22 protein-coding genes are annotated in these 24,676 nt (G+C 71.4%); 7 read left to right on the forward strand and 15 right to left on the reverse strand.

The features are described 5' to 3' along the window. Positions 1-127: 127 nt before the first annotated feature. Entirely contained in the window at positions 128-817 is a 690-nt protein-coding gene (locus tag OO63_RS30285; protein ID WP_030362464.1) for a response regulator, read from the reverse strand. Then, positions 814-2,424 (reverse strand): sensor histidine kinase, encoded by a 1,611-nt coding sequence (locus OO63_RS30290; protein ID WP_078619462.1) that lies wholly within the window; start codon positions 2,422-2,424, stop codon positions 814-816. Before OO63_RS30290 ends, OO63_RS30285 begins: the two co-directional genes overlap by 4 nt. A gap of 262 nt (positions 2,425-2,686) precedes the next feature. On the opposite strand from OO63_RS30290, the gene OO63_RS30295 reads away from it, so the two are divergent. Beyond that, the gene (locus OO63_RS30295) at positions 2,687-4,105 is read left to right on the forward strand and encodes a cation:dicarboxylate symporter family transporter (protein ID WP_033264620.1); all 1,419 of its coding nucleotides are present in this window, start codon (positions 2,687-2,689) and stop codon (positions 4,103-4,105) included. Between the two features lie 53 nt (positions 4,106-4,158). On the opposite strand, the gene OO63_RS30300 is transcribed toward OO63_RS30295, so the two are convergent. Beyond that, the gene (locus OO63_RS30300; RefSeq protein ID WP_234311395.1) at positions 4,159-5,229 is read right to left on the reverse strand and encodes an ArsR/SmtB family transcription factor; all 1,071 of its coding nucleotides are present in this window, start codon (positions 5,227-5,229) and stop codon (positions 4,159-4,161) included. Between the two features lie 91 nt (positions 5,230-5,320). Between OO63_RS30300 and OO63_RS30305 the strand changes: the two genes are divergently transcribed. Then, positions 5,321-7,078, forward strand: coding sequence for a helix-turn-helix domain-containing protein (locus OO63_RS30305; RefSeq protein WP_063750478.1), 1,758 nt, complete (start codon positions 5,321-5,323; stop codon positions 7,076-7,078). Between the two features lie 44 nt (positions 7,079-7,122). On the opposite strand, the gene OO63_RS30310 is transcribed toward OO63_RS30305, so the two are convergent. From OO63_RS30310 to OO63_RS30330, 5 genes are all read right to left on the reverse strand, one after another. After that, on the reverse strand, positions 7,123-7,659 hold the full coding sequence (locus tag OO63_RS30310; RefSeq protein WP_030362469.1) for a hypothetical protein: 537 nt from the start codon (positions 7,657-7,659) through the stop codon (positions 7,123-7,125). Positions 7,660-7,672: 13 nt separating this feature from the next. Then, the gene (locus OO63_RS30315) at positions 7,673-9,505 is read right to left on the reverse strand and encodes an alpha/beta hydrolase (protein WP_030362470.1); all 1,833 of its coding nucleotides are present in this window, start codon (positions 9,503-9,505) and stop codon (positions 7,673-7,675) included. A 9-nt stretch (positions 9,506-9,514) separates the two neighbouring features. Beyond that, positions 9,515-9,958 (reverse strand): hypothetical protein, encoded by a 444-nt coding sequence (locus tag OO63_RS30320; protein ID WP_030362471.1) that lies wholly within the window; start codon positions 9,956-9,958, stop codon positions 9,515-9,517. 144 nt (positions 9,959-10,102) lie between these two features. Beyond that, positions 10,103-10,327: a DUF397 domain-containing protein gene (locus OO63_RS30325; RefSeq protein WP_030362472.1), complete on the reverse strand. Its 225-nt coding sequence runs from the start codon at positions 10,325-10,327 to the stop codon at positions 10,103-10,105. Continuing rightward, entirely contained in the window at positions 10,287-11,213 is a 927-nt protein-coding gene (locus OO63_RS30330; RefSeq protein ID WP_051811343.1) for a helix-turn-helix domain-containing protein, read from the reverse strand. Before OO63_RS30330 ends, OO63_RS30325 begins: the two co-directional genes overlap by 41 nt. Before the next feature lie 177 nt (positions 11,214-11,390). On the opposite strand from OO63_RS30330, the gene OO63_RS30335 reads away from it, so the two are divergent. Beyond that, positions 11,391-11,807 (forward strand): ATP-binding protein, encoded by a 417-nt coding sequence (locus tag OO63_RS30335; RefSeq protein ID WP_033264621.1) that lies wholly within the window; start codon positions 11,391-11,393, stop codon positions 11,805-11,807. A 19-nt stretch (positions 11,808-11,826) separates the two neighbouring features. On the opposite strand, the gene OO63_RS30340 is transcribed toward OO63_RS30335, so the two are convergent. Next, positions 11,827-12,477 (reverse strand): TetR/AcrR family transcriptional regulator, encoded by a 651-nt coding sequence (locus OO63_RS30340; protein ID WP_051811346.1) that lies wholly within the window; start codon positions 12,475-12,477, stop codon positions 11,827-11,829. 293 nt (positions 12,478-12,770) lie between these two features. Here OO63_RS30340 and OO63_RS30345 point away from each other — a divergent pair, with 293 nt between their 5' ends. Then, entirely contained in the window at positions 12,771-14,459 is a 1,689-nt protein-coding gene (locus tag OO63_RS30345) for an MFS transporter (protein WP_030362476.1), read from the forward strand. Positions 14,460-14,550: 91 nt separating this feature from the next. Here OO63_RS30345 and OO63_RS30350 read toward each other — a convergent pair whose 3' ends face one another. After that, positions 14,551-15,282, reverse strand: coding sequence for a GbsR/MarR family transcriptional regulator (locus OO63_RS30350; RefSeq protein WP_030362477.1), 732 nt, complete (start codon positions 15,280-15,282; stop codon positions 14,551-14,553). Between the two features lie 277 nt (positions 15,283-15,559). On the opposite strand from OO63_RS30350, the gene OO63_RS30355 reads away from it, so the two are divergent. After that, positions 15,560-16,786, forward strand: a complete 1,227-nt coding sequence (locus OO63_RS30355; protein WP_030362478.1) for a serine hydrolase domain-containing protein — start codon at positions 15,560-15,562, stop codon at positions 16,784-16,786. A gap of 101 nt (positions 16,787-16,887) precedes the next feature. Continuing rightward, positions 16,888-17,295: a hypothetical protein gene (locus OO63_RS30360; protein WP_030362479.1), complete on the forward strand. Its 408-nt coding sequence runs from the start codon at positions 16,888-16,890 to the stop codon at positions 17,293-17,295. 25 nt (positions 17,296-17,320) lie between these two features. Here OO63_RS30360 and OO63_RS30365 read toward each other — a convergent pair whose 3' ends face one another. After that, positions 17,321-18,766, reverse strand: coding sequence for a glycoside hydrolase family 16 protein (locus tag OO63_RS30365; protein ID WP_030362480.1), 1,446 nt, complete (start codon positions 18,764-18,766; stop codon positions 17,321-17,323). A gap of 279 nt (positions 18,767-19,045) precedes the next feature. On the opposite strand from OO63_RS30365, the gene OO63_RS30370 reads away from it, so the two are divergent. Continuing rightward, positions 19,046-20,698, forward strand: coding sequence for an AAA family ATPase (locus OO63_RS30370; RefSeq protein WP_051811344.1), 1,653 nt, complete (start codon positions 19,046-19,048; stop codon positions 20,696-20,698). Between the two features lie 63 nt (positions 20,699-20,761). Here OO63_RS30370 and OO63_RS42540 read toward each other — a convergent pair whose 3' ends face one another. From OO63_RS42540 to OO63_RS30390, 4 genes are all read right to left on the reverse strand, one after another. Continuing rightward, a complete protein-coding gene (locus OO63_RS42540; RefSeq protein ID WP_051811345.1) occupies positions 20,762-22,576 on the reverse strand; it encodes a WD40 repeat domain-containing serine/threonine protein kinase in 1,815 nt (604 codons plus the stop codon). Between the two features lie 95 nt (positions 22,577-22,671). Continuing rightward, positions 22,672-23,148, reverse strand: a complete 477-nt coding sequence (locus OO63_RS30380; RefSeq protein WP_063750479.1) for a DUF5360 family protein — start codon at positions 23,146-23,148, stop codon at positions 22,672-22,674. Then, positions 23,148-23,474, reverse strand: a complete 327-nt coding sequence (locus OO63_RS30385; RefSeq protein WP_030362484.1) for a DMT family transporter — start codon at positions 23,472-23,474, stop codon at positions 23,148-23,150. Before OO63_RS30385 ends, OO63_RS30380 begins: the two co-directional genes overlap by 1 nt. Continuing rightward, positions 23,474-24,022: a TetR/AcrR family transcriptional regulator gene (locus tag OO63_RS30390; RefSeq protein WP_030362485.1), complete on the reverse strand. Its 549-nt coding sequence runs from the start codon at positions 24,020-24,022 to the stop codon at positions 23,474-23,476. The genes OO63_RS30385 and OO63_RS30390 overlap by 1 nt, the downstream gene beginning before the upstream one ends. Positions 24,023-24,676 lie beyond the last annotated feature (654 nt).

The following is a 24,676-nucleotide window of genomic DNA, read 5'->3' on the forward strand; positions in this document are numbered from 1 at the left end:
GCGGCGGCTGTGCGTTGACGCTTGTCAGTAACGTGACAACGTTGTTATGGGGTGGGGGTTTGGGGTCCCGCGGGCGTTGATCAGGACGGCCGGGCGGGGGTGTCGTACGGGGTCCGCGGTGCGGCGGTCAGGACGGCGGGAGCCAGCGGTAGATCAGCTCCGGGCGGCCCACGTGGCCGTACTGGGGGCTGCGGGCGGCGCGGCCCGTCGTCACCAGGTGCTCCAGGTAGCGGCGGGCCGTGATGCGGGACAGGCCCGTGGTGTCCGCTGTGGCCGCGGCGGTGAGGCCGTCGGGGGCCGCGTCCTGGAGGGTGCGGGTCACCTTCTCCAGGGTGGGGCCGCTGAGGCCCTTCGGCAGTGCGGCGGGGGCGGGGGCGCGGAGCGTCGCGAGGGCGCGGTCGACCTCGTCCTGGCCCGTCGCCTCGCCTGCGGCGGTGCGGAATTCCGCGTAGCGGGTGAGGCGGTCGCGGAGGGTCGCGAACGTGAAGGGTTTCAGGACGTACTGGACCACGCCCAGGGAGACGCCCTCGCGGACCACCGCGAGGTCGCGGGCCGAGGTGACCGCGATGACGTCGGCGCGGTGGCCCGCCGCGCGGAGGGTGCGGGCGAGGGCCAGGCCGTGGCCGTCGGGGAGGTTCAGGTCGAGGAGGATCAGGTCGACGGGAGTTCTGTCGAGGGCTCTGCGGGCCTCGGCGGCGGTGTGGGCGGTGGCGGTCACCTCGAAGCCCTGCACGCGGTTCACGTAGAGGACGTGGGCGTCGGCCGCGACGGGGTCGTCCTCGACGACGAGGACCCGGATGGGCTGGGGGTCGGTCATCTGCCGGCCTTTCCTTCGGTGCGCCCGCCGGGGTGGGCGCCTGAGGGAACGGCGGTGAGCGGGAGTGTCGCCGTGAACTCTGCACCGCCCCCCTCCGGTTCCGTCAAGGTCAGCGTGCCGTGGTGGCGGGTGACCGTCTGGTGGACCAGGGAGAGGCCGAGGCCGCGTCCTGAGTCGGCCTTGGTGCTCCAGCCGTGCTGGAAGACCGATTCCCGCCGGTCCGGGTCGACGCCCGGGCCGGTGTCCGTGACCCGTAGGAGCAGGCCGCCGGACTCCGCGCGGACCGTCACCGTGACGCGGGCCGAGGGGGAGCCCTGGGCGGCGTCCACGGCGTTGTCGACGAGGTTGCCGAGGATGGTGACCAGGTCGCGGGGCGGCAGGCCGGTGGGGAGCATGCCGTCGTCGACGCTGGTGTCGGCGGAGACGACCAGCTCCACGCCGTGCTCGTTGGCCTGGGCCGCCTTGCCGAGGAGGAGGGCGGCGAGGACGGGTTCGTTGACGGCGGCGACGACCTGGTCGGTGAGGGCCTGGGCCAGCTCAAGCTCGGCGGTGGCGAACTCCACGGCTTCGTCGGCGCGGCCAAGCTCGATCAGGGACACCACGGTGTGCAGCCGGTTCGCGGCCTCGTGGGCCTGCGAGCGCAGGGCCCGGGTGAAGCCGCGCTCGGAGCTCAACTCGCCCGCGAGCGCCTGGAGTTCGGTGTGGTCGCGGAGGGTCACCACGGTGCCCTTGCGGTCGCCGCCCGACACGGGCGAGGTGTTCACGACCAGGACCCGGTCGGCCGTCAGATGCACCTCGTCCACCCGCGGCCGGGTGTCGAGCAGCGCGCCGGTGAGCGGCGCGGGCAGCCCGAGGTCGGTGACGTACCGGCCGACGACACCCTCGGGCGCGCCGAGCAGCTCGCGGGCGCCGTCGTTGATGAGGGCGACGCGGCGCCGCCCGTCGAGCATGAGCAGTCCCTCGCGGACGGCGTGCAGCGCGGCCTCGTGGTAGTCGTGCATGCGGCTCAGCTCGGCGGCGTTCATGCCGTGGGTGGAGCGGCGGAGCCGGGCGTTGATCACGTACGTGCCGACGGCGCCGAGGGCGAGCGCGGCCACCGCGACGCCGAGCAGGGCGAGGAGCTGGCCGCGGGCCTTCTCGCTGATCGCGTCGATGGTGATGCCCGCGCTGACCAGGCCGACGATGCGGCCGTTGTCGCCGCGCCGCTCGTCGCCGCCGTCGCGGACGGGCGTGACCACGCGGGCGGACGGGCCGAGGGTGCCGGTGTAGATCTCGGTGAAGGTCTGCCCGCGCAGGGCCTCCGCGGTGTGGCCGAGGAAGCGCTCGCCGATGCGGTCGGGGTCGGGGTGGGTCCAGCGGATGCCCCGCGGGTCCATGATCGTCACGAAGTCGACGCCGGTGTGCCGCTGCACGTCGGTGGCGTACGGCTGGAGGGTGCGGGACGGGTCCTCGCCGCGGATCGCCTCGCGCACCGAGGGCGCGTCCGCCACCGCCCGGGCCGCCGCCGTGGCCTGCCGGAGCGCGGCCTCCTCCGCCTGGTGCCGGTCGCTCAGGTACGTGAACAGGGCGCAGCCCGCGACCACGACCGCCACCAGGACCACCTGCATCGCGAAGAGCTGACCGGCGAGGCTGCGGGGGCCTCGGGGTCGGCGGGGCGAGCGCGACGAGCGGGGTGCTCGGGCTGGTCGGGGGGCCTGGGGCATATTGCCAGTCTGCCGTGACGTGTATGTGCGAACTAAATGAACGTAACCGTGACCGCCGTCACAGGCCGGGAGATAGTCACCCGGAATCGCCAGGACGTGAGCCGCACGACTAGCGAGGACGCAGACGCCAGTCGTACGCAGCGTACGTAGCCCAAGGAGGCACCCCGTGGCAGAGGGACAGACGGCGGCCGACACCGCCACAACGGGCGCACCGCCCGCGAAACGGGACCGGACCCACTACCTGTACATCGCCGTCATCGGCGCCGTACTCATCGGTATCGCCGTCGGCTTCATCGCGCCGGACTTCGCCAAGGAGCTCAAGCCCATCGGCACGGGCTTCGTGAACCTGATCAAGATGATGATCTCGCCGATCATCTTCTGCACGATCGTTCTCGGCGTGGGCTCGGTCCGGCAGGCGGCCAAGGTCGGCAAGGTCGGCGGGCTCGCGCTCGCCTACTTCGTCGCGATGTCCGTGGTCGCACTCGCCATCGGCCTGATCGTCGGCAACATCCTGCACCCCGGCGACGGCATGGACCTGACCTCGTCGGACAAGAAGGCGGGCCACACCGCCGCCGACGAGGCGGACAAGGGCCTGGTCGACTTCGCGCTCGGCATCATCCCCAAGACGATGGTCTCCGCCTTCACCGAGGGCGAGGTCCTCCAGACCCTCCTCGTCGCCCTCCTCGTCGGCTTCGCGCTTCAGGCCATGGGCAAGACGGGCGAGCCGATCCTCCGTGGCGTGGGGCACATCCAGAAGCTGGTCTTCCGCATCCTCGGCATGATCATGTGGGCGGCACCGATCGGCGCGTTCGGCGCGATGGCCGCGGTGATCGGCGAGACCGGCACGGACGCGCTCAAGGCGCTCGCCACCATCATGATCGGCTTCTACGTCACCTGTGCCCTGTTCATCCTCGTGGTGCTCGGCACGCTGCTGCGCCTGGCGACCGGCGTGAACCTCTTCAAGCTGCTCCGCTACCTGGGCCGCGAGTTCCTGCTGATCCTCTCCACCTCCTCGTCCGAGTCCGCGCTGCCGCGGCTCATCGCGAAGATGGAGCACCTGGGCGTGAGTCGCCCGGTCGTCGGCATCACCGTCCCCACCGGGTACTCCTTCAACCTCGACGGCACGATGATCTATCTGACGATGGCCTCGCTGTTCATCGCCGACGCGATGGACCAGCCGCTCGGCGTCGGCGAGCAGATCTCGCTGCTCCTGTTCATGATGATCGCGTCCAAGGGCGCGGCGGGCGTCTCCGGCTCGGGCATCGCGGTCCTGGCCAGCGGCCTTCAGTCCCACAAGCCCGCCCTCGTCGACGGCGTCGGCCTCATCATCGGCGTCGACCGCTTCATGAGTGAGGCGCGGGCGCTGACGAACTTCGCCGGCAACGCGGTGGCTACGTTGTTGATCGGTACGTGGACGAAGGAGGTCGACCGGGAGCGGGTCGGTGCCGTCCTCGACGGCAAGATTCCGTTCGACGAGCGGACGCTTCTTGACGATGGCCACGGGGGCGTGGGGGCTTCCCTTGAGAAGGAGTCCGTGGTTGCGCCGGGGCGGCCGGTGGATGAGGTGGACGCCGTCAAGGTCTGACGGGACGTGGCCCTTGGACGGGGCCGGGGCCGGATCGGCCTGCGGCCTCGTCCTCAAACGCCGGACGGGCTGTTCTCTCGCAGCAGCGCCGAGCCCAAAGGTGTCAGGACGTGGCGTACCGCGTTGCTCTGGCGGACGCTGGCCACCAGGCCCGCCTCGCGCAGGACGGCGGCGTGTTCGCTCGCCGAGGAGAGGGAGACCCCGGCCCGGCGGGCCAGTTCCGTGGTGGTGGGGTCGCCGCCGAGGGCCTGGAGGACGGCGGCCCGGGTGTGGCCGAGCAGGGGCGCCAGGCCCTGGTACGCGGGCTTGGCCGCGTCGGCCTTGGGCGCGCGGGCCGGATAGACGAGCGTCGGCGGCAGCGCGGTGTCCGCGAGGGCGACCGGGCTGCGGGCGAAGCACGACGGCACCAGGAGCAGCCCGCGCCCGTCGAGACGCAGGTCCCGGTCGACCGGGTACGCGACTTCGAGCACCGGCGACCGCCACCGCATCGACGGGCCGTACGTCCGCAGCATCGCCTCCGCGCCGCCGTGCCACAGGGCGTGCAGGCGCAGGGCGCGGTCGGTGTGCGCGCGGCGGGTGACGCGGGGCCAGAGGGGGCCGAGCGTGCTGTGGTGGTAGGTGCGCAGGGCGCGGGCGAGGCGGCGCAGGGTGGTGGGTTCGCCGTCGGCGAGGGAACGGGTCCACGACGGCAGCGGGTTGCGGTCGGCGAGGACGGTCAGCTCGGCGCGCAGCCGGGTGCGGGGCGTGGACATCAGCGCCTCCAGGCCGGGTTCGACTCCGGCCGCCGCGGCGGGTGGCGTGAGGAAGTCCGGGAAGTAGCCGCGTCGCGGCACGAGCGGCAGGAGCATGGCGAGCGGACCCCGTCCGTGCGGACCCCGTCCGTCGCCGTGCCCTGAACGGCGACGGACGGGCAGGGCCGGATCGGGATGCCGGTCCTGGAGCCGGTGCAGGCTGAGGACGGTCTCCCAGAGCGGATCGGCCCCGTCGGAGACCCGGGTGCGGACGAGGTCGGTGGCGGTGAAGTGGACGCGCAGCACGGTGTGTTCCCCCGATGGTGTCGAGCGGTCGCCGATCCCCCGAACGGCGACACGGACGACGATCTCGACGACACGTGCCGACGGCAAGCAGGACGCGTCCCGCTGGGACGATGGGACGCCCGAATCCGCCCTGCCTGCTATGTTCTGCCGCTGTGGGACGGACACCGGGGGCGAGCCCATGAGCGAGACTCACGAACTGGCCGATCTTCTACAGGAGTTGAAGGAGCGCAGTGGCCGCAGCTACACGGCTCTCGCGAGCCGCACCGGCCTGAGCCGCTCCTCCGTGCACCGCTACTGCCAGGGCCTGACCGTGCCCGCGAGCTTCGGCACGGTCGAGCGGATCGCACGGGTGTGCGGGGCGGGGCAGGGGGAGCTGGACCGGCTGTACGGGGCGTGGGCGCGGGCGGAGGCGGAGGCGGCGTCGGGCGAGGCAGTGTCGGGGGAGGCCCCGTCGGGGGAGGCCGGCTCGCCCGCCGAACCGCCCGCCTCGTCGGCCGCAGCGGAGCCCGCCGCACGGACCACCCGGCGGTCGATCCCCCTCCCCCCGCGACGCTTACGCACCCTCCTGCTCGCCATGGTCGTGGCCGTCGCCGTGGTGAGCGTCGTGACCTTCGACGGACGGCCGGACCCGGGCGGTGAAGGCGGGGGCGCCACGGCGAGCGGCGGCACGGGGGGCGGTGGCCCAGGGAGCGGCGGCGGCACGGTCGACCGCTCCTCCGGCCAGCGGATCGACGGCCCGTACTGGGCCCTGGCGCCCAAGCCGCTGGACCGCGAGTTCTTCGGCATGACGATGAACACCGACACCGGCCTCATGCCGGACTTCGACGTCGGTGGGGTCAGGCTGTGGGAGAGCGAGACGCGCTGGGCCCAAGTCGAGCCGGAGCGCGGGAAGTTCGACTGGAGGATCCTGGAGCGCACGGTGCGGGGCGCCGAACGGGAGCGCCTGCCCATCCTCTTCGTGTTCGGCGGCACCCCGGGCTGGGCGGCTCCCGAAGGGCCGAAGACGCCGTACCACGACGACTCGCGCGCCGCGCCCCCCGACGATCTGGCCGACTGGGAGCACTTCGTCGAGAAGGTCGCCACCCGCTACCGCTCCCGGATCGGGGCGTACGAACTCTGGGACAGCGCGGGGGCCACGTCCCACTACACCGGGAGCATGGCCACGCTGGCCGAGATGGTGCGCGGGGCGGCACGGATCATCCGGCGCGTCGACCCGGACGCGAAACTCGCGTGCCCCTCCTTCGGCAAGCTGTGGGAGGCCGAGGGCAGGGAACTGCTCGCGAAGTTCGTGCGCACCGGGGCGTACGAGTTCTGCGACACCGCGGCGCTCAAGCTGCACCCGCGCCGGGCCGACGGGCCGCCCGAGGAGATCATCGAACTCGCGGCGAAGGTCGAGGACGTCTTCCGCAGGAACGACCAGGGCCGGCGCGTGTGGAACACCGGTCCGGGCGCGGAGGTCGACGACGGCGCGCGCCTCTCCGCCCGGCGCGCCAACGACTACGCCGTGCGCTTCTACCTGGTCGGCCTCTACGCCCGTAAGTCCTTCGTCGAACGGATGTACTTCTACGCCTGGGGCGGCAGGAACATTCCCCTGGTCGTCCAGCCCGTGGGCGGCCCGCCCGCGGAGCCGGGCCGCCGCATCGGCCGCCTCCACGCCTGGCTGGCCGACCAACAGATCACGTCCTGCGGCAAGGGCACCGGAGTCGGCCTCCCGCCCGGCGTCTACGAGTGCGTCTTCCGTCCCGGCGGAACCCGCGAGCCCGACCCGGCGGGCCCGCGCCTGGCGATCCGCTGGACCCAACACGGGCGTGCCGAAGCCGAGTTGGATGAGGGGGCTCATCGGCTGCGGCGGATGGACGGCGGGGTGCAGCGGGTTCGGGCGGGGGAGCGGGTGATGTACGGGGAGACGCCGGTGCTGGTGGAGTACCGGACGTGAACGGCCGGGGCCTTGCGGTCTGCTGACGGCAGGGCCCCGGGCTTTCAGGAGGGGTACAGGTCGACCTTCTGGCCGTCCGGGACCCGGTAGCAGCCGGACACGAGGTCCAGGCTCAAGCTCGGCCGGTCACTTTTTGCCATTTTGACGATGTTTACGCTGACCTTCTTCTTGTCGTTGTCGGCGGTCAGGTTGATATTTTTGTTCCTGCTGGTGTCAGGGCCGTATTCGACGATCTTCCATCCGTGCTTCGGCAGTTCCCTCTTGAGTCGCTCCATCGCTTCGTCGAGATCGCTGGCCGATGTGGGGTGGAAGCTCCAGGGGTGGTAGATGCGGAAGTGTGTCTTTCTGTCCTTGCCTGCGCACTCCGTGACTCCCGGGAAGTTCTCCGACGCCTTTCCCTTTACGCCGATCAGGTCGTATATGCCGCTGGATGTCTTCTCCATCGCATCGGACGCGTCACGTGTGGTGCTCGTGCCCGCAAACGGGACGCCGTCGGATTTATCGTCACTCATTCCGCATCCTGTCAGAGCTGCGAGTGCAAGGGGCACGGCGAGAATGAATGTGCGCGTTCTTGCCTGCATGTCAAGGTCTCTCCTACTTTGCGCGCATCAATTCTTCGGAAGGTCCAGATGGCGGATCCACCAACTTCACGTCTTCGCCTTTTCCGACCACCACCAGAGCCTGGTTCTGCAGGCTTCTGGAGCCTTCATCCCAGTAACCGCTGTGACCTTCGGTGTCGGTGGCCATCTGGTTGGCCCCGAAACCCGGATCGCTGGGAATCTTGGGCTCCTCGAAAATGCTCTCGCTTCCGCCGTGCAGAAAGCGACCGGCTTCCGGAACGGGGTCGCCCTTGGCATCCTCGTTCCACACGTGCCCCTTCGGCACGTCCAACTGATCGGCATGCGACACTTTGGCGCCCGGGCTGCCGGCGAAGACGACGTCGTCGGAGTTGAGGTCCCCTGTCTGCGCCGCCGAGCCGATCAGGGTCGATCCGTATGAATGGCCGATCACGGTGCGGTGCGGTGCCGTGTCGCCTGTATGCGTTGTCTCAAGACCATCCAAGAATCGGTTGAGCGCCGGTGCGCCGTCGTACGCGTAGTGCTCGAAGGTGGCGTCCTTGACCACGTCGTCGGGCGCGTCGTATCCGAGCCAGGTGACGGTGGAAACGGATTCCCCGTCTGATCTTGCGGTGGCCGAGTTCCATACCTTCACCCCACGTTCGATGTCCCCCTCGATGTTTCCGAGTGCTGCTTTCGTCCCCGGTACGTACACCGCCTGGTGATCCGCAGTGTCCGGGTTCCCGTTGGCGACGATCGCGCGGCCGTCCCCCTCGGCGCTGAATCCGAGCAAGTACGCCTCGGGCATGCCTTTCACACCGGACTGGTCGAAGCGTGTCTGAATCGCGTCCATACCGTCGATGGGCTTGTGGGCGTTCTTTCGCCTCTCGTCCCATTTCTCCCATGCGGGATTGCTGACCTTGACTCTCTCTTCGACGGTCCCGGTCATGGGATTGATGTAGGACGTGTACCGAGGGGGCGCCGGGTTGTTCTTGAGCCAGGTCTCGTACTCGACCTGCGCGTTGCCGCGGGCCTCCGCGAGGACCATCCGGTTCGCCTCGTCGCGGACCGTGGACGGCAGGCCGTCCAGGTTTCCGACGGAGTCCGGGCGCATGGCGACCCACGCCGACCGTTCGTCGGCGTCGAGGCCCTTCCACCACTCGGCGTTGGCCTTCGGGTCGCCGTTCTTGGGCGGCTGCGGCATCGAGTCGAGGTACTCCTTGCCCGCCGCGTTCACGCCCCGGGTGTCCGAACCGGCGTCGGCCCAGTCCTTGGCGCTGACCGTCAGGTCGTCGTCGGCCTTGAGCGCCCGCACCTTCGGCGCCCACTTCGCGTCGGCCTCCGTCGCTTCCTTGAGGGCCCTGGCGATGGTGTCCGCGCAGTCCTGGGCGAGGCGCGCCTTGGGGTTCGGGTTGAAGTTGGCCGCCTGGCGGCCGACGGCCGAGGCGGTCTCATCCGTCAGGCCGGTGGCTGTGCCGCCCTCCGGCGTCCTGCCGTCCTTGTCCTTGTCGCCGCCCGGCGGATAGCCGACCGAGCCGTCGGCGTGCACGGTGAGGCCCCCGGCCTTGGCGTCCGCCAACGCCGCGTCGAGCTTCTTCTTGGCCGCTTCCATCTCGTACGAGAACGCGTCGAGCGCCGAACCGACGAGGCCGCACTCCGTCTGGACGTAGTGGAAGTTCTTCCCCAGCTCCGCCAGTTGCTTGATCGCCGCCGACGCGGCCTCGCCCTTCAACGACTTCCGCATGGCCGCGGCGATCTGCGTCCCGACGCGGTCGTGGGCCGCCCGTGCCATGTCCGACGTGCGGCGGTATCCGTTGGCCGCCTCCGCGTACTCGTTCGGCTTGAGGGCTTTGAGTGTCGCGAGGTCCATGACGTCCGACTACCGCCCCTTGCCCTGTCCGCCGATCGCGGGCGTGTCGTCGTACGCGATCCTCAGATTGCCGAGCGCGGCCCTGACCGAATCGTCGGTCTTCAACTGCTCGTTGCCGGCCTTCTCCAGGAGCCCCGCGAGTGTTCCGCAACGGCGGCTCACGGCCTTGACGTAGCGTTCCCAGGAGGCGTGGACCTCCTTCTGGGCGCCCGCCGTCCGGCAGCCCGTGTCCGCTCCCAGGCCGGTCTGGCCGTCGGAGAGCTGATCGAGCGCCTTGCCGATTCCCTCGCGCAGCGAGCCGACGTCATGGCCCGCCTTGGCCCAGGCCCGCTTGTTCGACACCAGGTCTCCGGTGTTGACCCCGGAGTCGGGCTCTGCCTGGTTCAGTTGCATTCGTGCGGTGTGCTGCTCGGCCGCTTCGGCTTTGAGCTGCTCCCACTCCTCCCATGCCATCCGCGCTCTTCCCCGTTCTGGTCCCCGTGCCGTCGGGCAACGTGCGTGTGCCACTGCGACGTTGCATTGATCGACTTGTACCGTACGGCTTCGCGCGCGTGTGCCCGGTCCGTTTCGGTCATCACGGGTTCTGAGTACGGGTACTCAGGCCCGGACGACCGACGTCAGGAACGCCGTCCAGGCGGTGCGCCCGAGGAGGAGGGCGGGGCCGTCGGGGTTCTTGGAGTCACGTATGCCTACGCCTCCGGCGGGGTGGGGGGTGAGGTCGGCGGCCTCCAGGCAGTTGTTGCCTGTGCCGCCGCTGTACGACGACTTGAACCATGCAGTCTCAGGGGCGAGTTCGGGCGCGGTCTGGGGACGCGTGCTCATCGGGTTTCAGCTCTTTCGCTAGTTCGGTCACGAAGCGGGCGGTGTCCTCCGGCGGCAGGGCCGAGGCAACCATGGCGTCGAACCGACGGGTGAAGCGGTCCACCTCGCGGGGCTTGTCCGAGGTGGACACGGCCCCCCACGCGTTGTCGATCTGAACTCGCGGGGGCAGCTGGTCGCCGAGTTGGAGGATCGCGAAGTCGCTCGCGGACCGGTAGCCCGTGCGGAACGGCAGCACCTGAATCGTGACATGGCTCCAAGACGTCAGCTCGGCGATTTTCGCGTACTGCTCGCGCATCACCTCGGCGCCACCGACGGGGTACCGCAAGGCGGCCTCGCCGAGGATGACGTGCAGCCGGACCGGGTTCTCTCGCGTCAGGATCTCCTGCTGCCTCATCCGCAAGCTCACGCTGCTACGGATGAGTTCGGACGTGGTCTCCTCGATCGGCTTCTCGACCTCGTGGATCGCTTGGGCGTAGCCCTCGGTCTGGAGGAGGCCGTACACCAGCGTGGGGTGGTACGCCTTCATGCTGCGCGCCTCGGGCTCCAGGCCGACAAAGCCCGGCATCCCGGCGGGCATCAGGCCTCGGTACTGGGTCAGCCAGTCCTGGCGGGACGAGTCACGGTTGAGGCTGATCAGAGCCTCGATCACGTCCTCGTCAGTCACCCCGTACTTGTCCAGGAGCTTCCGCAGGTCGCCCACGTTGCGGAAGTTGAGGTCGCCGTTCTCGATGCGTTGCAAAGACGCCTCGGAGATGCGCAGCCCCTGGGCCGCCTGCTTCCGGGTGAAGCCGCCACCGCGATCGCCCAGCCCGCAGGTCTCCCTCAATTGCCTGAGCTGCAGGCCCAGTTCGAGTCGCTGAACCGTCCGTCCACGTTTCGCTGCCATGTGCACCACCTGTGCGCCGTTGTACGTGCCACTCGGCCCCGTCCGCCGAGTGTGGCGCCCTGTCCGCCGGTCGCGCAGCCGTTTGTGCACATCCGCGCATAGTCCAATTCTCAACTCACTGATTAATCAGGTGGCATTCGATTGAACCCGAACGCGCCGACTCGCGACCGTAGACCCATGACCAACCCCACCGCTCTGCCCACCCGCAACTGGTTCGCCAGTTACCCCCTCACCCCCGCCTCCGCCCGCCTCGCCCGACAGCACTCCCGTCTCCGGCTTGCCGCCTGGCAATGGCGGGGCGACCTCGACGACGCCGTCCTCGTCGTCTCCGAACTCGTCGCCAACGCCGCCCGGCACGGCAAGGTGACCGGCCACCACCTCTGGCTGCGGCTCGCCCTCGCCGAGGACGACGAGCTGATCGTCGACGTGTCGGACCCGAGGCGGGAGTTCCCCGCGTTCGAGGGCGGGGGTGCCGCATCCGGCGAGGGCGGTCGGGGGCTGGTCGTCGTGCGTCAGCTCGTCCGCGAGCTGGAGTGGTTCCGCCGGGACGGGCAGGGCAAGACCGTCCGCGCCACGCTGCCCCGCAAGGGGTGAGGGCGGGTGGGTGGGGGAGTCAGGCGCCCGGCTCCGACGCCCGCCCCGCCACCCCCGGCACCTGCTCGGCGGCCACCTCGGCCACCAGCGCCTCCGCCTCCGCCGGAGGCAACCCCGCCGCGCACAGGAACGTGACCGCCGCCGCCGGTCCGGCCTCCTCCGCCGGAATCAGGCCGTCGTTCACGGTCTCCATCAGGGCGAACATGATGTTCTCGACGACGTAGGCGAGGGCGTTCGCGGGCATCGGGGAGACGAACCGGCCCTCGTCCAGGCCCCGTTGGAGCATCGCGGTGCCGCGCTCGTGGACGGGGGCGAGGCGTTCGCGGATGCCCTCCATGGCGATGGCGCGCTGCGCGAGGGAGATCAGCAGGCGGTAGCGGTCGGTGACGTCCCAGACGGCGAGCATCGCGCTGGCGACCGCGCGGGGCGGGTCGTCCACGCCCTCGTACCCGGCGGCGTGCGCGGCGGTGACCGCCTCGACGGCCTCGTCGAGGATCGCGGTGACCAGGGCGTCGCGGCTCGGGAAGTGGCCGTACACGGTCCGGCGTACGACACCGGCGGCGCGCGCGATCTGGTCCATGGACGCGTCCGGGTCCCGGGTCAGCTCGGCGAAGGCGACGTCCAGGATGCGGCGCCGGTTGGCGTCGGCGCGGGCCTGCGCGGCGGACACGGCGGCGGGCGCGGTGGCGGGTCCGGCGACGGGCGCGGTGGCGGGCGTGGCCACGGGTGCGGCGGCGGCCCCGGCGGAGGGTCCGGCCGAGGGGCCCCCGGAGGGACCCGTGGAGGGCCCGGACGGCGTCGGCGTCGGCTGCGTACGGCTCATGGGCTCATTCTGCCGCCCGGCAGGTAATTGCACAGCGATGTGCAACACGGTCGCTCATCGCGTACATTGCACAAGGACGTGCAATTGCACAGCGCTGTGCAAGATCTGCGCTGGCGACATTCTTGCGAGGGGTGGACCCGATGCCTTTGCTGATCAAGGAGCCGGTCGAGCGGATGGACCGGCCCTACGCCCGCCGCTGGTGGGCGCTCGCCGTGCTGTGCCTGAGTCTGCTGATCGCCGTCATGGCGAACACGGCGCTCACGGTCGCGGCCCCGGACATGACCCACGACCTCGACCTGTCCAGCTCCGACCTGCAGTGGGTCATCGACGCGTACACCGTCCCGTACGCCGCCCTGATGCTGCTGTTCGGCGCCATCGGCGACAAGTACAGCAGGCGGGGCGCCCTCGTCCTCGGGCTCGTGGTGCTGAGTGCGGGCGCCGCGGCCGGGGCGCTCTCGGACAGCTCGACCGCCGTCATCGCCGCCCGCGCGGTGATGGGCGTCGGCGCGGCCATGATCATGCCTGCCACGCTCTCCCTGCTCGCCTCGACGTTCCCGCGCGAGGAGCGGGCCAAGGCGATCACGCTGTGGGCGGCCACGTCCGGCATCGCCATCGCCGCCGGACCCCTGATCGCGGGCGCCCTCCTGGAGCACTACGGCTGGGCCTCGACCTTCCTCATCGACATCCCGGTGGCCGCCGTCGCGATCCTCGGCGCCTTCGTCCTCGTACCGCCGTCGAAGGCCGCGACCACGGGCCGCATCGACTACGTGGGAGGGCTGCTCTCCGTCGTCTGGATCGGCGCGCTCATCTACATGATCATCGAGGGTCCGGGCTTCGGCTGGGGCGCGAGCGCGGTGACGGCGGCCGTGATCGCCGCCGTGGGCCTCGCCCTGTTCGTCGTCTGGGAGCTGCGGCACCCGCGCCCCGTCCTGGACGTACGGAAGTTCGCCGAGCGCGGCTTCTCCGGCGCGAACCTCGCCGTCGCCCTGTTCTTCGTGGCGGTCTTCGGCGCCTTCCTCTACCTCACCCAGCACCTCCAGTTCGTCCTCCGGTACGACCCGCTGGAGACCGGCGTCCGCATGCTGCCGCTGGCCGGAGCGGTGTTCGTCGGCTCGGCGCTCACCGGCTTCCTCACCCCGCGCCTCGGCGCGAAGGTCATGGTCACGGCGGGCATGGTCGGCGGCACCACGGCCCTCGCCCTGCTCACGGCCACCGACGCGGGCTCCACCTACGGCGACTTCGTCCCCTCGCTGATCATCCTCGGCGTGTCCCTCGGCTTCGCCGTCTCGCCGTGCACGGACGCCATCATGGGCGCCTTCCCGGAGTCCGAACTCGGCGTCGGCGGCGCCGTCAACGACACCTCGCTCGAACTCGGCGGCTCCCTCGGCATCGCCGTCCTCGGCTCGGTGCTCGCCACCTCCTACGCCGACGGGCTCGCCGACGAGACCAAGGGCAGCAAGCTGCCGGCGTCCGCCCTGGAGCAGGCGCAGGACTCCGTGGGCGCGGGCGGAGGCGTCGCCCAGGCCATCGGCGGCCAGGCCCGCAAGCTCGCCGAGCAGGCCGCGGCGCCCGGCACCACGCCCCAGAAGGCCGCCGAGCTGAAGGCCCAGGCGGGCGAACTCGCCCAGGGCGCCGAGCAGATGAAGCACGCGGTGGGCTCGGCGTTCTCCGACGCGGTGGCGCACACCAGCCTGGTCGGAGCGGTGGTCCTCGGCGTCGGGACGGTGATCGTGGGCTTCCTCCTCCCCAGGAAGGGGCAGGAGAAGCGGCAGCCCGCGGAGGCCGCGCCCGCGGGGGACCGCGAGGCGGTCAAGGAGCCGGTGGGTTGAGGCCGGATCCGACGAGGCCGAGGCCCGTCCGGCGGGTCGGCGCGGTGGCGCGGACCCCTTCGGACGGGCCTCGGCGGCGTTCCCGCGGGCCTCAGTCGCCCGGCGCCTCCGCCCGCGCGGCGGCCTGTTTCCGCCGCCACTCGTCCATGACCTTCCCCAGTGCCTCGTTCACGAGCAGCAGGAACTCCGCGGAGGACCCGAAGCGCGCCCCCGCCGGAGTCGCGGCACCGAGCACCTCCGCGCCGCGCTGCGACGCCGCCGCGAGCACTCCGTTCATCTGGAACGCCGCCAGCGTGGACCGGAGCCAGATCTCGTCGTCGACGACATAGCGCTCGCGGCGCGTGCCGGGAGCCCGGTCCCGGGTGATCATCCCTTGCTCCTCAAGGAAGGTGACGGCGTGTGAGATCGACGCCGGGCTGACCCGCAGCCGCTGGACCAGCTCGGCGGCGGTGAGGGCGCCGGAGTCGGCGACGAGCAGGCAGGCGAGGACCCGGGACATCATCCGGGGGAGCCCCTGCTGCGCGAGGAGTTCGGTGAAGGACTCCGTGAAGTCCTGGACGGCCTGCGGATCGCGGCCGTGGCCGCTGTCGGGCAGCGGCGGCGCCGGGGGCGGATCCTGTTTCTGGCGGCGGGCGCGGTTGCGGGTGGCCTCCTGCGCCCGGTCCGCCCCGTAGCCTTCGGGGCCGCCGTTGCGGGTGACCTCCCGCATGATCGTCGAGGCGGGCCGCTCGAGGCGGCGGCCGATCTCGGTGTAGCCGAGCCCCTCCGCCAGTCCCGCGGCGATGAGCCGACGCTCCTCAGTGGTGAGTCTGCCTCCGGGCATTGGTGTGCCTCTCCCCTTCTCTCGCCCCGCGCGTGGCTCGGCGCCCGCACCTGCGAAGTATGCGTTCATTCGCAGCCCATTGCAATCGCGGCTCGGGTCGCGCATTGCGTTCAGCTCCAGTCTCATTGCAATGGAGAGTCTGTTCATCCTTGGTTGCAGGAACTTTGGGTTCACATTTGCCTTTGACGAATCAGTGAACGCAATGTAGCTTCGTACTCGTTCAGCGATTGCTGAACGAACGCGACGGTACGCAAGGGGGTTCGTGATGGGCAAGGGCATGGGCAACGGCAACGGCTTCACGGAGGCAGGGCTCGACCGGCTGCGCGAGGTACTGGCACGGCACGTCGAGTCCGGCCGGATCCCCGGGCTCGTCGCGCTGGTCGGCCGGGGCGACGAGACGCACGTCGAGGCGGTCGGCACGATGCGCCACGAGGGCGGCGCGCCGATGGCCCGGGACACGATCTTCCGGATGGCGTCCACGTCCAAGCCGGTCACGATGGCGCCGGTCATGGTCCTGCTCGACGAGTGCAGGCTGCGCCTCGACGACCCGGTGGACGAGTGGCTGCCCGAACTCGCCGACCGCCGGGTCCTGAAGCGGATCGACGGCCCGGTGGACGACACCGAGCCCGCACGCCGGTCGATCACCGTGCGCGACCTGGTCACCTCCACGTTCGGGCTCGGCATCGACCTGACCGCCCTCGGCACCCCGATCATGAACGCGGTCTTCGCGAGCGGCGTCTTCAGCCAGGGCGCGTCGCCGCTGCCCGGCCCCGACGCGTGGATGCGCGCCCTCGGCGAACTGCCCCTGATGCGGCAGCCCGGCGAGCGCTGGCAGTACCACCTCAGCCACGACGTCCTCGGGGTGCTCGTCGCGCGGGTCACGGGGCAGCCGTTCGAGACGTTCCTGCGCGAACGCGTCCTCGACCCGCTGGGCATGAAGGACACCGGCTTCCACGTCCCCGCCGACAAGCTCGACCGGCTGCCGCCCAGCTACGCCCCCGACCCGGAGTCCGGCGCGTTCACTGTCTGGGACGAGGCCGTCGGCGGGCAGTACAGCTCACCCCCGCCGTTCCAGGCGGGCGGCGGCGGCCTCGTCTCCACCGCCGACGACTACCACGCGTTCTTCCGGATGCTGCTCAACGGCGGCACGCACGGCGGCGAACGGGTCCTGTCCCGGCCTGCCGTCCAGCTGATGACCACCAACTGCCTCACGCCCGAGCAGGAGGCCGCCCGTACCGCCCTGGCCCGCGACAGCGTCCAGGTGTCGTTCGGTCAGGGCCAGCAGGGCGGCTGGGGCTTCGGCATGGCGGTGCGCACCTACCGCGGTGACTACGCGCCCGTCGGCCAGTTCGGCTGGGACGGCGGCACCGGCACCTCCGCGTACGCCGATCCGCACACCGGCCTCACCGGGGTCCTGCTGACCCAGGTCGGCCTGACCACGCCGCACCCGGCGCGGCTCATCCACGACTTCTGGACCACGGTCTACCAGGCGATCGAGGACTGACCCCGGCCGGCGCCGTACGCGAGAACCCGCGTTCAGCACGCACGCGTTCAGAAATCTCTCGTCCAGAAAACTCCCGTACAGACTCCAAGGAGCACACCACCATGTCCGTCACCCTCACCGACCAGGACAAGTCCACCCTCCGCACCGCCGCGTACGGCGCCGTCGCGCTGATGGCCGCCGCCGACGCCACAGGGAAGCCCGGCAAGGTCGCCGCCGAGGGCTCCGTCGCCCTGACCGCCGCGACCGGCGTGGTCGGGCACGTCCTCGCCGAGTACCCCAAGGACAGCGACCTCGGCGGCAGGTCCGTGGCCGACCTCGCCGACCGCGTGCTGCCGAACCTGACGGCGGCCATGGCCCTGCTCAAGAAGCAGGACCAGGCCGAGGCCGACAGCTACCGCACCGCCGTCCTCGTCGCCGTCGAGACCGCGGCCCGGGCCACCAAGGGGCAGCCCGGACCCGTCCTCGTCGACATGAACCGCAAGATCACCGAAGCCCTCGACGCCGCCTGACGGCGGCCGGGGTGACCGCTCCGGGCTACGCGTACGGGATCCGCACGAACGACTGGTTGCCGGTCCCGACCGTGCTCGCCGCGTTGCCGATCGCGTTCCACACCTCGACGCGCACGGTGCCGTTCGTCATGGCGCCGTGCGCGCCGGTGGCTGATCTGAGCCCCTTGGACTGGGTGTAGTGCTCATAACCCGGTACCGGATCGGTGGCGAAGTACTGGTACGTCTCGGTGCGTTCCCACGATCCGTCGCCCGTCCGGTCGTAGCTCACCCGCACCTGCTGGCCGTTGGCGACCGCCGAGCCCGCGTCGACGAGCAGGTCGAACTCCGTGGCCCCGCCGCCGTAGGCGCCGCTCACGCCGGTGGCCGTGAACGTCTGCGGACTGTGCGGGGCGCCGTCGTGGTTGGCGCCGCCCGCCGACGCGAGGGTCGTCGCCGCCGCGGAACCCGTGGCCTGGCCGAGGCCGCCGCCCGGACGCAGATGCAGGGTGGAGGGCGTACCGGGATCGCCGCCCCCGCCGCCGCGCGTCCACACCGCCACATAGTCCACGGCCATCGCCCGGCCCGGCACGGTGGCCGCCACCGGCGTCGCACGGCCCGCGACGCCGTCGGGGAACGCGCCGCCCATCGCCACGTTCAGGAGGATGAAGTAGCCCGCGTGGTTCGTCATGTTGTTCCACGCCTCGGCGCCCACCCGGTTCTGGTCGACGCTGTGGTACAGCTGCCCGTCGACGTACCAGCGCAGGACGTTGGGGCTCGCCGAGCGGTCCCACTCGAAGCGGTACGTGTGGAAGGCCGACTGGCACGAGGAGCCCGGGCAGGCGCGGCTCGCGCCGATGCCGTTGGTCTCGTTGCACGGGCCGCCCGGGTTCACCCCGCAGTGCAGCACGCCCCACACCGAGTTGATGCCGTTGACGTTCTCCATGACGTCGAACTCGCCGATGCCCGGCCAGTTCCAGTAGTTGCCCCGGTAGGGCGCGCCGAGTGCCCAGAACGCGGGCCAGTAGCCGAGTGCCTGCTCGCCGGTGACGTTCGGCATCTGGATGCGGCCCTCGATGGCGAGGGTGCCGCCCGCCGGGGCCTTGAAGTCGGCGCGCTTGGTCTCGATCCGCGCCGAGGTCCAGTTGCCCGCGCCGTCCCGCAGCGGGGTGATGCGCAGATTGCCGTTGCCGTCCAGGCTCAGGTTGTCGGGCGACGAGGTGTAGTTCTGGATCTCGCCCGTGCCCCAGTTCGCGGGGCCGCCGGGGTAGTTGTGGCCGGTGTCGATCTGCCAGTTCGCGGCCGAGGGCAGCGAACGGGCGGGACCGTTGAAGTCGTCGCTCCACTGCAGGGTCCAGCCGGGGGCCGGGGGGACGTCGCCCCGCGCCTCGGCGGGGCTCAGCAGCGCGGCGCACAGGCCCGCGGCGGCGAGCCCGGCGAGGAGAGGGGCTCCGCGTCTCGTACGGAAGAGGCGGCTCGTGCGGCTCGTGCCCATGGGGCACCTCCGTGAGGCTGGGGACGGTGGTGGTGGGGCGGGCTGTTCGCTGAGAGCGCTCTCAGGGTTTTGTAGTTGTGGGCGGCGGTGCCGTCAATGGCTGTGCGCCGTCAACTTCCCGAAGGGGGAGTGGAGTTGTCCGGCAGCGGTCGCGTGGTCGTCCCCGGGACGCAATTCCGGTTGCGTCCCGTCCCGGCCGCCCCGCAGGCTGAGAGGTCATCACCGGCGTGCCGCCTGACCAGCGGCAGCCGGACGCGACCTCATGAGGAGTGGACGGCCATGGACCAGGGGGAAGACGGCGTGACGGAGATCGCGGCGGCGCGCGCGTCGGGGGACGGAAGCGCCGGGTTCGAGCGCGTGAGCCAGCTGTTCGAGGAGTTCCTGGAGGCCGTCGCGCGCCCGGCGAGGACCGACGGCACGGACCGCGACCTCACCGCCCGCCTGCGCGCCCACCTCGGCATCGAGCCCGGCGAGGCCCCCGTGGTCAAGGCCACCTACGCGGCGTACGACCACCCGAACGTGCACCTCGCCCTGGAGCGCTGGTTCACCGCCCCGGCACGCTCGTACGAACTGCTCGGCATGACGGGCTCCGACCACCGCAACCACTACTCCCTGTCGGAGATCATCGAATCCGCCGACCGCTACGACAAGTTCGTGGTCGGCGCCGTCGACTACACCCACCTGCCGATCTCGCCGGACGACGAACTCGCCAGCGTGTCCTTCGGGTTCTACCTCGGCACGGAGCGCACTCCCGACGGCGGCGAGGAGCGCTGCGTCGCCCTGCTGCGCGGCCCGAACGAGGACTACGGCCGCGAGAAGGTCCAGCTGGAGGTGCTCGCCGCGTCCCGCGACACCGCCCGGCGGCTGCTCGCCCGCGTCGACGCGTACCTGAGCGAGCACAACATCTTCCGCGGCCAGGTCCTGTCCTTCCAGGGCGACGCCTTCGGCGAGGGCCTCGGCCCGTTCCGCTTCCACCGCCGCCCGGGCCTGACCCGCGACGACATCGTGCTCCCCGACGGCCTGCTCGACCGGGTGGAACGCCAGGTCGTGGGCGTCGCCCGGCAGCGCGAGCGGCTGCGCGCCGCGGGCCAGCACCTGCGCCGCGGCCTGCTCCTGTACGGCCCGCCCGGCACCGGCAAGACGCACACGGTCCGCTACCTCCTCTCCGGCCTGCCGGACTTCACCGTCGTCCTCCTGTCCGGCACCACCATCGGCGCCATCGGCCCGGCCTGCGCCCTCGCCCGGATGCTCCAGCCCGCCCTCGTCGTCCTTGAGGACTGCGACCTCATCGCCGAGTCCCGCGACTTCGGCGGCGGCGAACAGCCCCTGCTCTTCCAGGTGTTGAACGAGATGGACGGCCTCGGTGACGACTCCGACGTGGCGTTCCTGCTCACCACCAACCGCGCCGACCTCCTGGAGCCCGCCCTCGCCCAGCGCCCCGGCCGCGTCGACCTCGCCGTCGAGATCCCGCTGCCCGACGCCGTGGGACGCCGCCGCCTGCTCGACCTGTACGGCGGCGCGCTCGGCCTCGACGAGGAGGTCCTCGCGGAGACCGTCGAGCGCACGGAGGGCACGACGGCGTCGTTCGCGAAGGAGCTGGTGCGGCGGGCCGTGCTCGTCGCCGCCGAGCGCGACGCGGACACCGACGCCCAGGACGTCCGCGCGGCCGTCGCCGAACTCCTCTCGGACCGCGACCAGTTGACGCGGCGGCTGCTCGGCGTCTCGGCGGACGAGGACCCGGACGACCCGGAGGACGAGTTCGCCTTCGAGGGTGACGGTGACGACGGCGACGGCGGTGACGGCGACGGCGGCGGGGGCGGTGGGGGCCGCCCCGGTGGCCGTCCCCGTCGCCCGGGCCCCGGGCGTCTCGGTGAGAACGGCGGCGGGTTCTTCACGGCGTCGTACCGTCCGATGCCGCGACGGCTGCCGTGACGGCTGCGGTGACGGTCGCGGTGCGGTGACGGCTGCCGGTCCGTGGCGACTACGGCTCCGTGACTACGGCTCCGTGATGATGTCCCACAGCCGGATCACCTGGTCCTCACCGGCGCTGGCGAGGGTGCGGCCGTCGGGGGCGAAGGCCAGGCACAGGACCTCGCCCGCGTGCCCGGTCAGGGCGATGCGCTGGTCGCCGGTGTCCGGGTCCCAGAGACGGATCAGGCCGTTGCCGCCGGCGGTGGCGAGGATGCGCCCGTCCGGGCTGAACGCCAGGGCCGTCGCCCCCTGGGCGTGCGCGTCCACGGTGCGGCGGTCCTTGCCGGTGTCCGGGTCCTTGAGGTGGACGAGCAGGTCGCCGACCGGGGCGGTGGCCAGAATGCCGCCGTCCGGGCTGAACGCCAGGGCGGTGTCGGCCGTCCGTCCGGGGATCTCCCAGCGTGACTCGCCCGTGGCGGTGTCCCAGAGCCGACTGGTCCTGCTCTGGCCGCCACCGGCCAGGCCGCGGCCGTCCGGGCTGAACGCGATCCGCTGCACCCAGCCGCCGGGCCAGCGCATCTCCCGCACCGCGTCCCCGGTGTGCGGGTTCCAGAGCCGGATCGCCCCGTCGCTGCCGCCGGTGGCGAGGATGCGGCCGTCCGGGCTGAACGCCACGGCGCTCGCCACCCTGTTCCAGCCCGGGTACTTCACGACCAGGCGCTCCACGAACTCCTGCCCGTGCCAGAGGCGCAGATGGTGGCCGCAAGCGGTCGCGAGGATGCGGCCGTCCGGGCTGAAGGCCACGAGCGCTCGGTGGGAGTTGCCCGTGGGGAGCGGCTCGTGCGCCTCGCCGTCGTCCGGGTCCCACAGGCGTACGTACTTGTCGCCGCCGCCGGACGCGAGGGTGCGGCCGTCGGGGCTGTACGCGAGCGAGAGGACAGCGGTGCGGTGCCCGGAGAGGGTGCGGCGGGCCACGGCGGTGAGGAAACTCCCGCGGGTGCTCCGCCGGGGCGCGGGCGCGGGTGAGGTGGCGTGTGCGGGTCTTGTCGTGGGGGCGGCCTCGATGGCATCGGCCGTCCCGTTCGGCGCGGCGAGACGGCGGGCCAGTGTGGCCGCGTCCGGCCGGTCCCCGGGGTCCTTGGCCAGCAGGGCGAGCACCAAGTCGTCGAGCTCCACCGGGAGTTCGGGACGCAGCTCGCGCGGCGGCCGTGGCGCCTCGGTCACATGGTGGTGCATCAGGGCGTACAAGGACGCGTCGGAGGTGAACGGCGGGCGTCCCGTGAGCAGTTCGTACAGGACGCAGCCGAGCGAGTACAGGTCGGCGGGCGCGGCCGGCTCCTCGGCGCGCCACTGCTCCGGCGCCATGTACAGCGGCGTGCCCACGACATGGCCGACCGTGGTGAGCACGGCCGAGGCGTCGGCGGAGCGGGCGATGCCGAAGTCGCAGATCTTGATGTGGTCGCCGGGCCGCACGAAGAGGTTGCCCGGCTTGAGGTCGCGGTGGACGACGCCGCTGTCGTGCGCGGCGGCGAGCGCGACGGCCGTCTGCCGCGCCAGGCCGACGGCCCGCTCGACCGGCACGCCCGTGCGGTGTCCTGCCATCAGGCGCGCCACGTCCTGGCCGCGCAGCAGTTCCATGACGATGAACAGGAACCCGTCGTGCTCCCCGGCGTCGTGCACCACGGTGATCCCGGGATGCTGGAGCCCCGCGAGGGTCGCCGCCTCCCGCTGGAAGCGCCGCACCGCGTCCGTGCCGACCGGAGTCGGCAGGACCTTGACGGCGACGTCACGACGCAGCAGCGAGCGGTCGTGGCCCCGCCACACCTCGCCCATGCCGCCGCGGCCGAGCAGCTCCTTCAGTTCATAGCGCCCGGCCAGCGTCACCCCGGACAGTTCCATGCGCTCTCCCCGTGCTCCCGGATGCCACGAACGTACGACATGAGGGGTGCGGGGGAAGGGAGTTGGCGGGATCTTCGGTCACCGCGCCGGGCCGCTCACCGCACCGGCGCCCCTGTGTCCTCGTGCCGCAGCAGCCGCGCGATCGCCGGGACCGGGAACAGGAGCAGCGCCAGGTTCGGGATCCACCACGTCGGCGACCAGTCGCCGCGCAGCGCCCAGAACACGACGGCCTGGAGCCCGGCCGTGCTGGTGAGGGTGAGGGAGACCAGCATCAGGGGGCGCCAGGCGATCCGCTGCGGCGGGCCGGCATCGCGGGCGCGGCGGCACAGGTGCAGGGAGGCGAGTCCGGTGGCGCTCGCGGCGACGTCCAGCGGCAGGAACGAGTAGTTCCAGTCGCTCATGACCGGGTCGTCGTAGTCCTTGTACGCGTACTCCGCGGGGATCAGGCCGAGCAGCGCGGCGCTCCAGTACACGAGGAAGCCGACGTCGGTGATCAGCATGGCGACCTTGACGGCGGTGAACCCGGGGGTGCCGCGGAGTTCGGTGCGGGCGTGCGGGGGTGCCTGGACCATCAGTGCTCCAGGCCTCCGCCCACGTACATGACCGCCACGCCGAGGGCGATGAGCAGGGCGCCCGCGACCGTTGCCAGGCGGACGTTCTCGTCGAACAGGAGCACCCCGCCGACCAGCGCGCCGATGGTGCCGAGGCCGGACCACACCGCGTAGACGGGGCCGACGTCGAGGGTCTTCAGGGCCTGGGCGAGGAACACGAACGCGGCGCCGTAGCCGAGGACCACGAGGACGGTCGGGCAGAGGCGGGTGAGGCCGTGCGAGGCGCGCAGGGAGAGGGTGGCGGCGATCTCGGAGACGATGGCGCCCGCGACCAGGAGGATGCCCATTACGCGACCCCCTCGGTCGGCTCGGCCGGTTCGGTCAACTCGGTGAGCAGGCGCCGCAGTTGGCGGTGGTCCTCGCCCTTGGGGTCGGCCAGGCCGAGGAGGCGGGCGGTCCACCAGCCGTCGACGGCCATGCGGACGAGCGTGGCGACGCCCGGGGGCAGGCCGTCCTGCTCCAGGCGCGCCTGCCATGTTCGATAGCGCTCCTGGAGGATGTCGAGCACCTCCGGGCCGTTGGCCGCCGCGAGCAGGGCGACCGGGACCGAGTCGGATGCGGTGGCCTCGCCCTCGGGGGCATCGGCCGGGATCGAGGCGTCGAGCCAGGCGCGCGCGAACGCGCCCGGTGGTGCGTCCGGTCCTGGCAGTACTTCTTCGAAGCGGTCCGCGAGCCGCTCCACCACGCCCTGCACGAGGGCCAGCTTGGTCGGGAAGTGGTAGAGCAGGCCGCCCTTGCTCACGCCTGCCTCCGCCGCCACCGCGTCCAGGCGGATGGCGTCCACACCCTGCTTGACCAGGAGTCTCTCCGCCGCGTTCAGGAGCCGGTTGCGCACGCCTCACACCGTCTTTCGGTCGTCGGTCGTTCTGCTTCTCTGATCACTTTCAAAAGATCGCCGATCTTGCTTTCGGCCTTTTTCGATCTTGTTTTACGCGGACGTCCTTCGAGTTTCCGACCGTCTGGACGGTCGAATGCAGGCTAGCATGGGCCCTGAGTGGGGTGCGAGAGCATTCCGCGGGGGGCGCGGGGGAAGCGGAACGGTTAATTCTGCATTTCGCCGCACCGAGTTGGTCAAGAGATTGGTTGACGCTTTCGTCGAAGGTTGTCTAAAGTCGCTGCCTGGCTGATTCGGTCGACGAATCCAGGCCGGAATTGATCATCAATCGGGGGCTGCATGTTCGAGTCATCTGCGTATTAACTCTCTGTGTCAGCCGGTGGACGGGCCCTGTGCGCCCGTTGCCCGCGGGCTTCGCGACCGCCTGCCGGGACCGGTATCTGCCCAGGTCAAAGGCGACCTTTCGAGTCCGCTGCGGCAGCTGCGGACCATGCACGGGTTCGCTCCCATGCTTCGGATGTTCCCGCCGACGGCGCTTGTGTCTGTCCGTGCCCAGGGGAATCCGGTGGCATGCAAAGTCCTGCGCGCAACCTTGAATCCGGTGCGGTTTCGCCATGCCGCCCTGCTTTCCCGGACGCGCCTGAATTCACAGAG

This window comes from Streptomyces alboflavus (assembly GCF_000716675.1).
Lineage (GTDB): Bacteria > Actinomycetota > Actinomycetes > Streptomycetales > Streptomycetaceae > Streptomyces > Streptomyces alboflavus.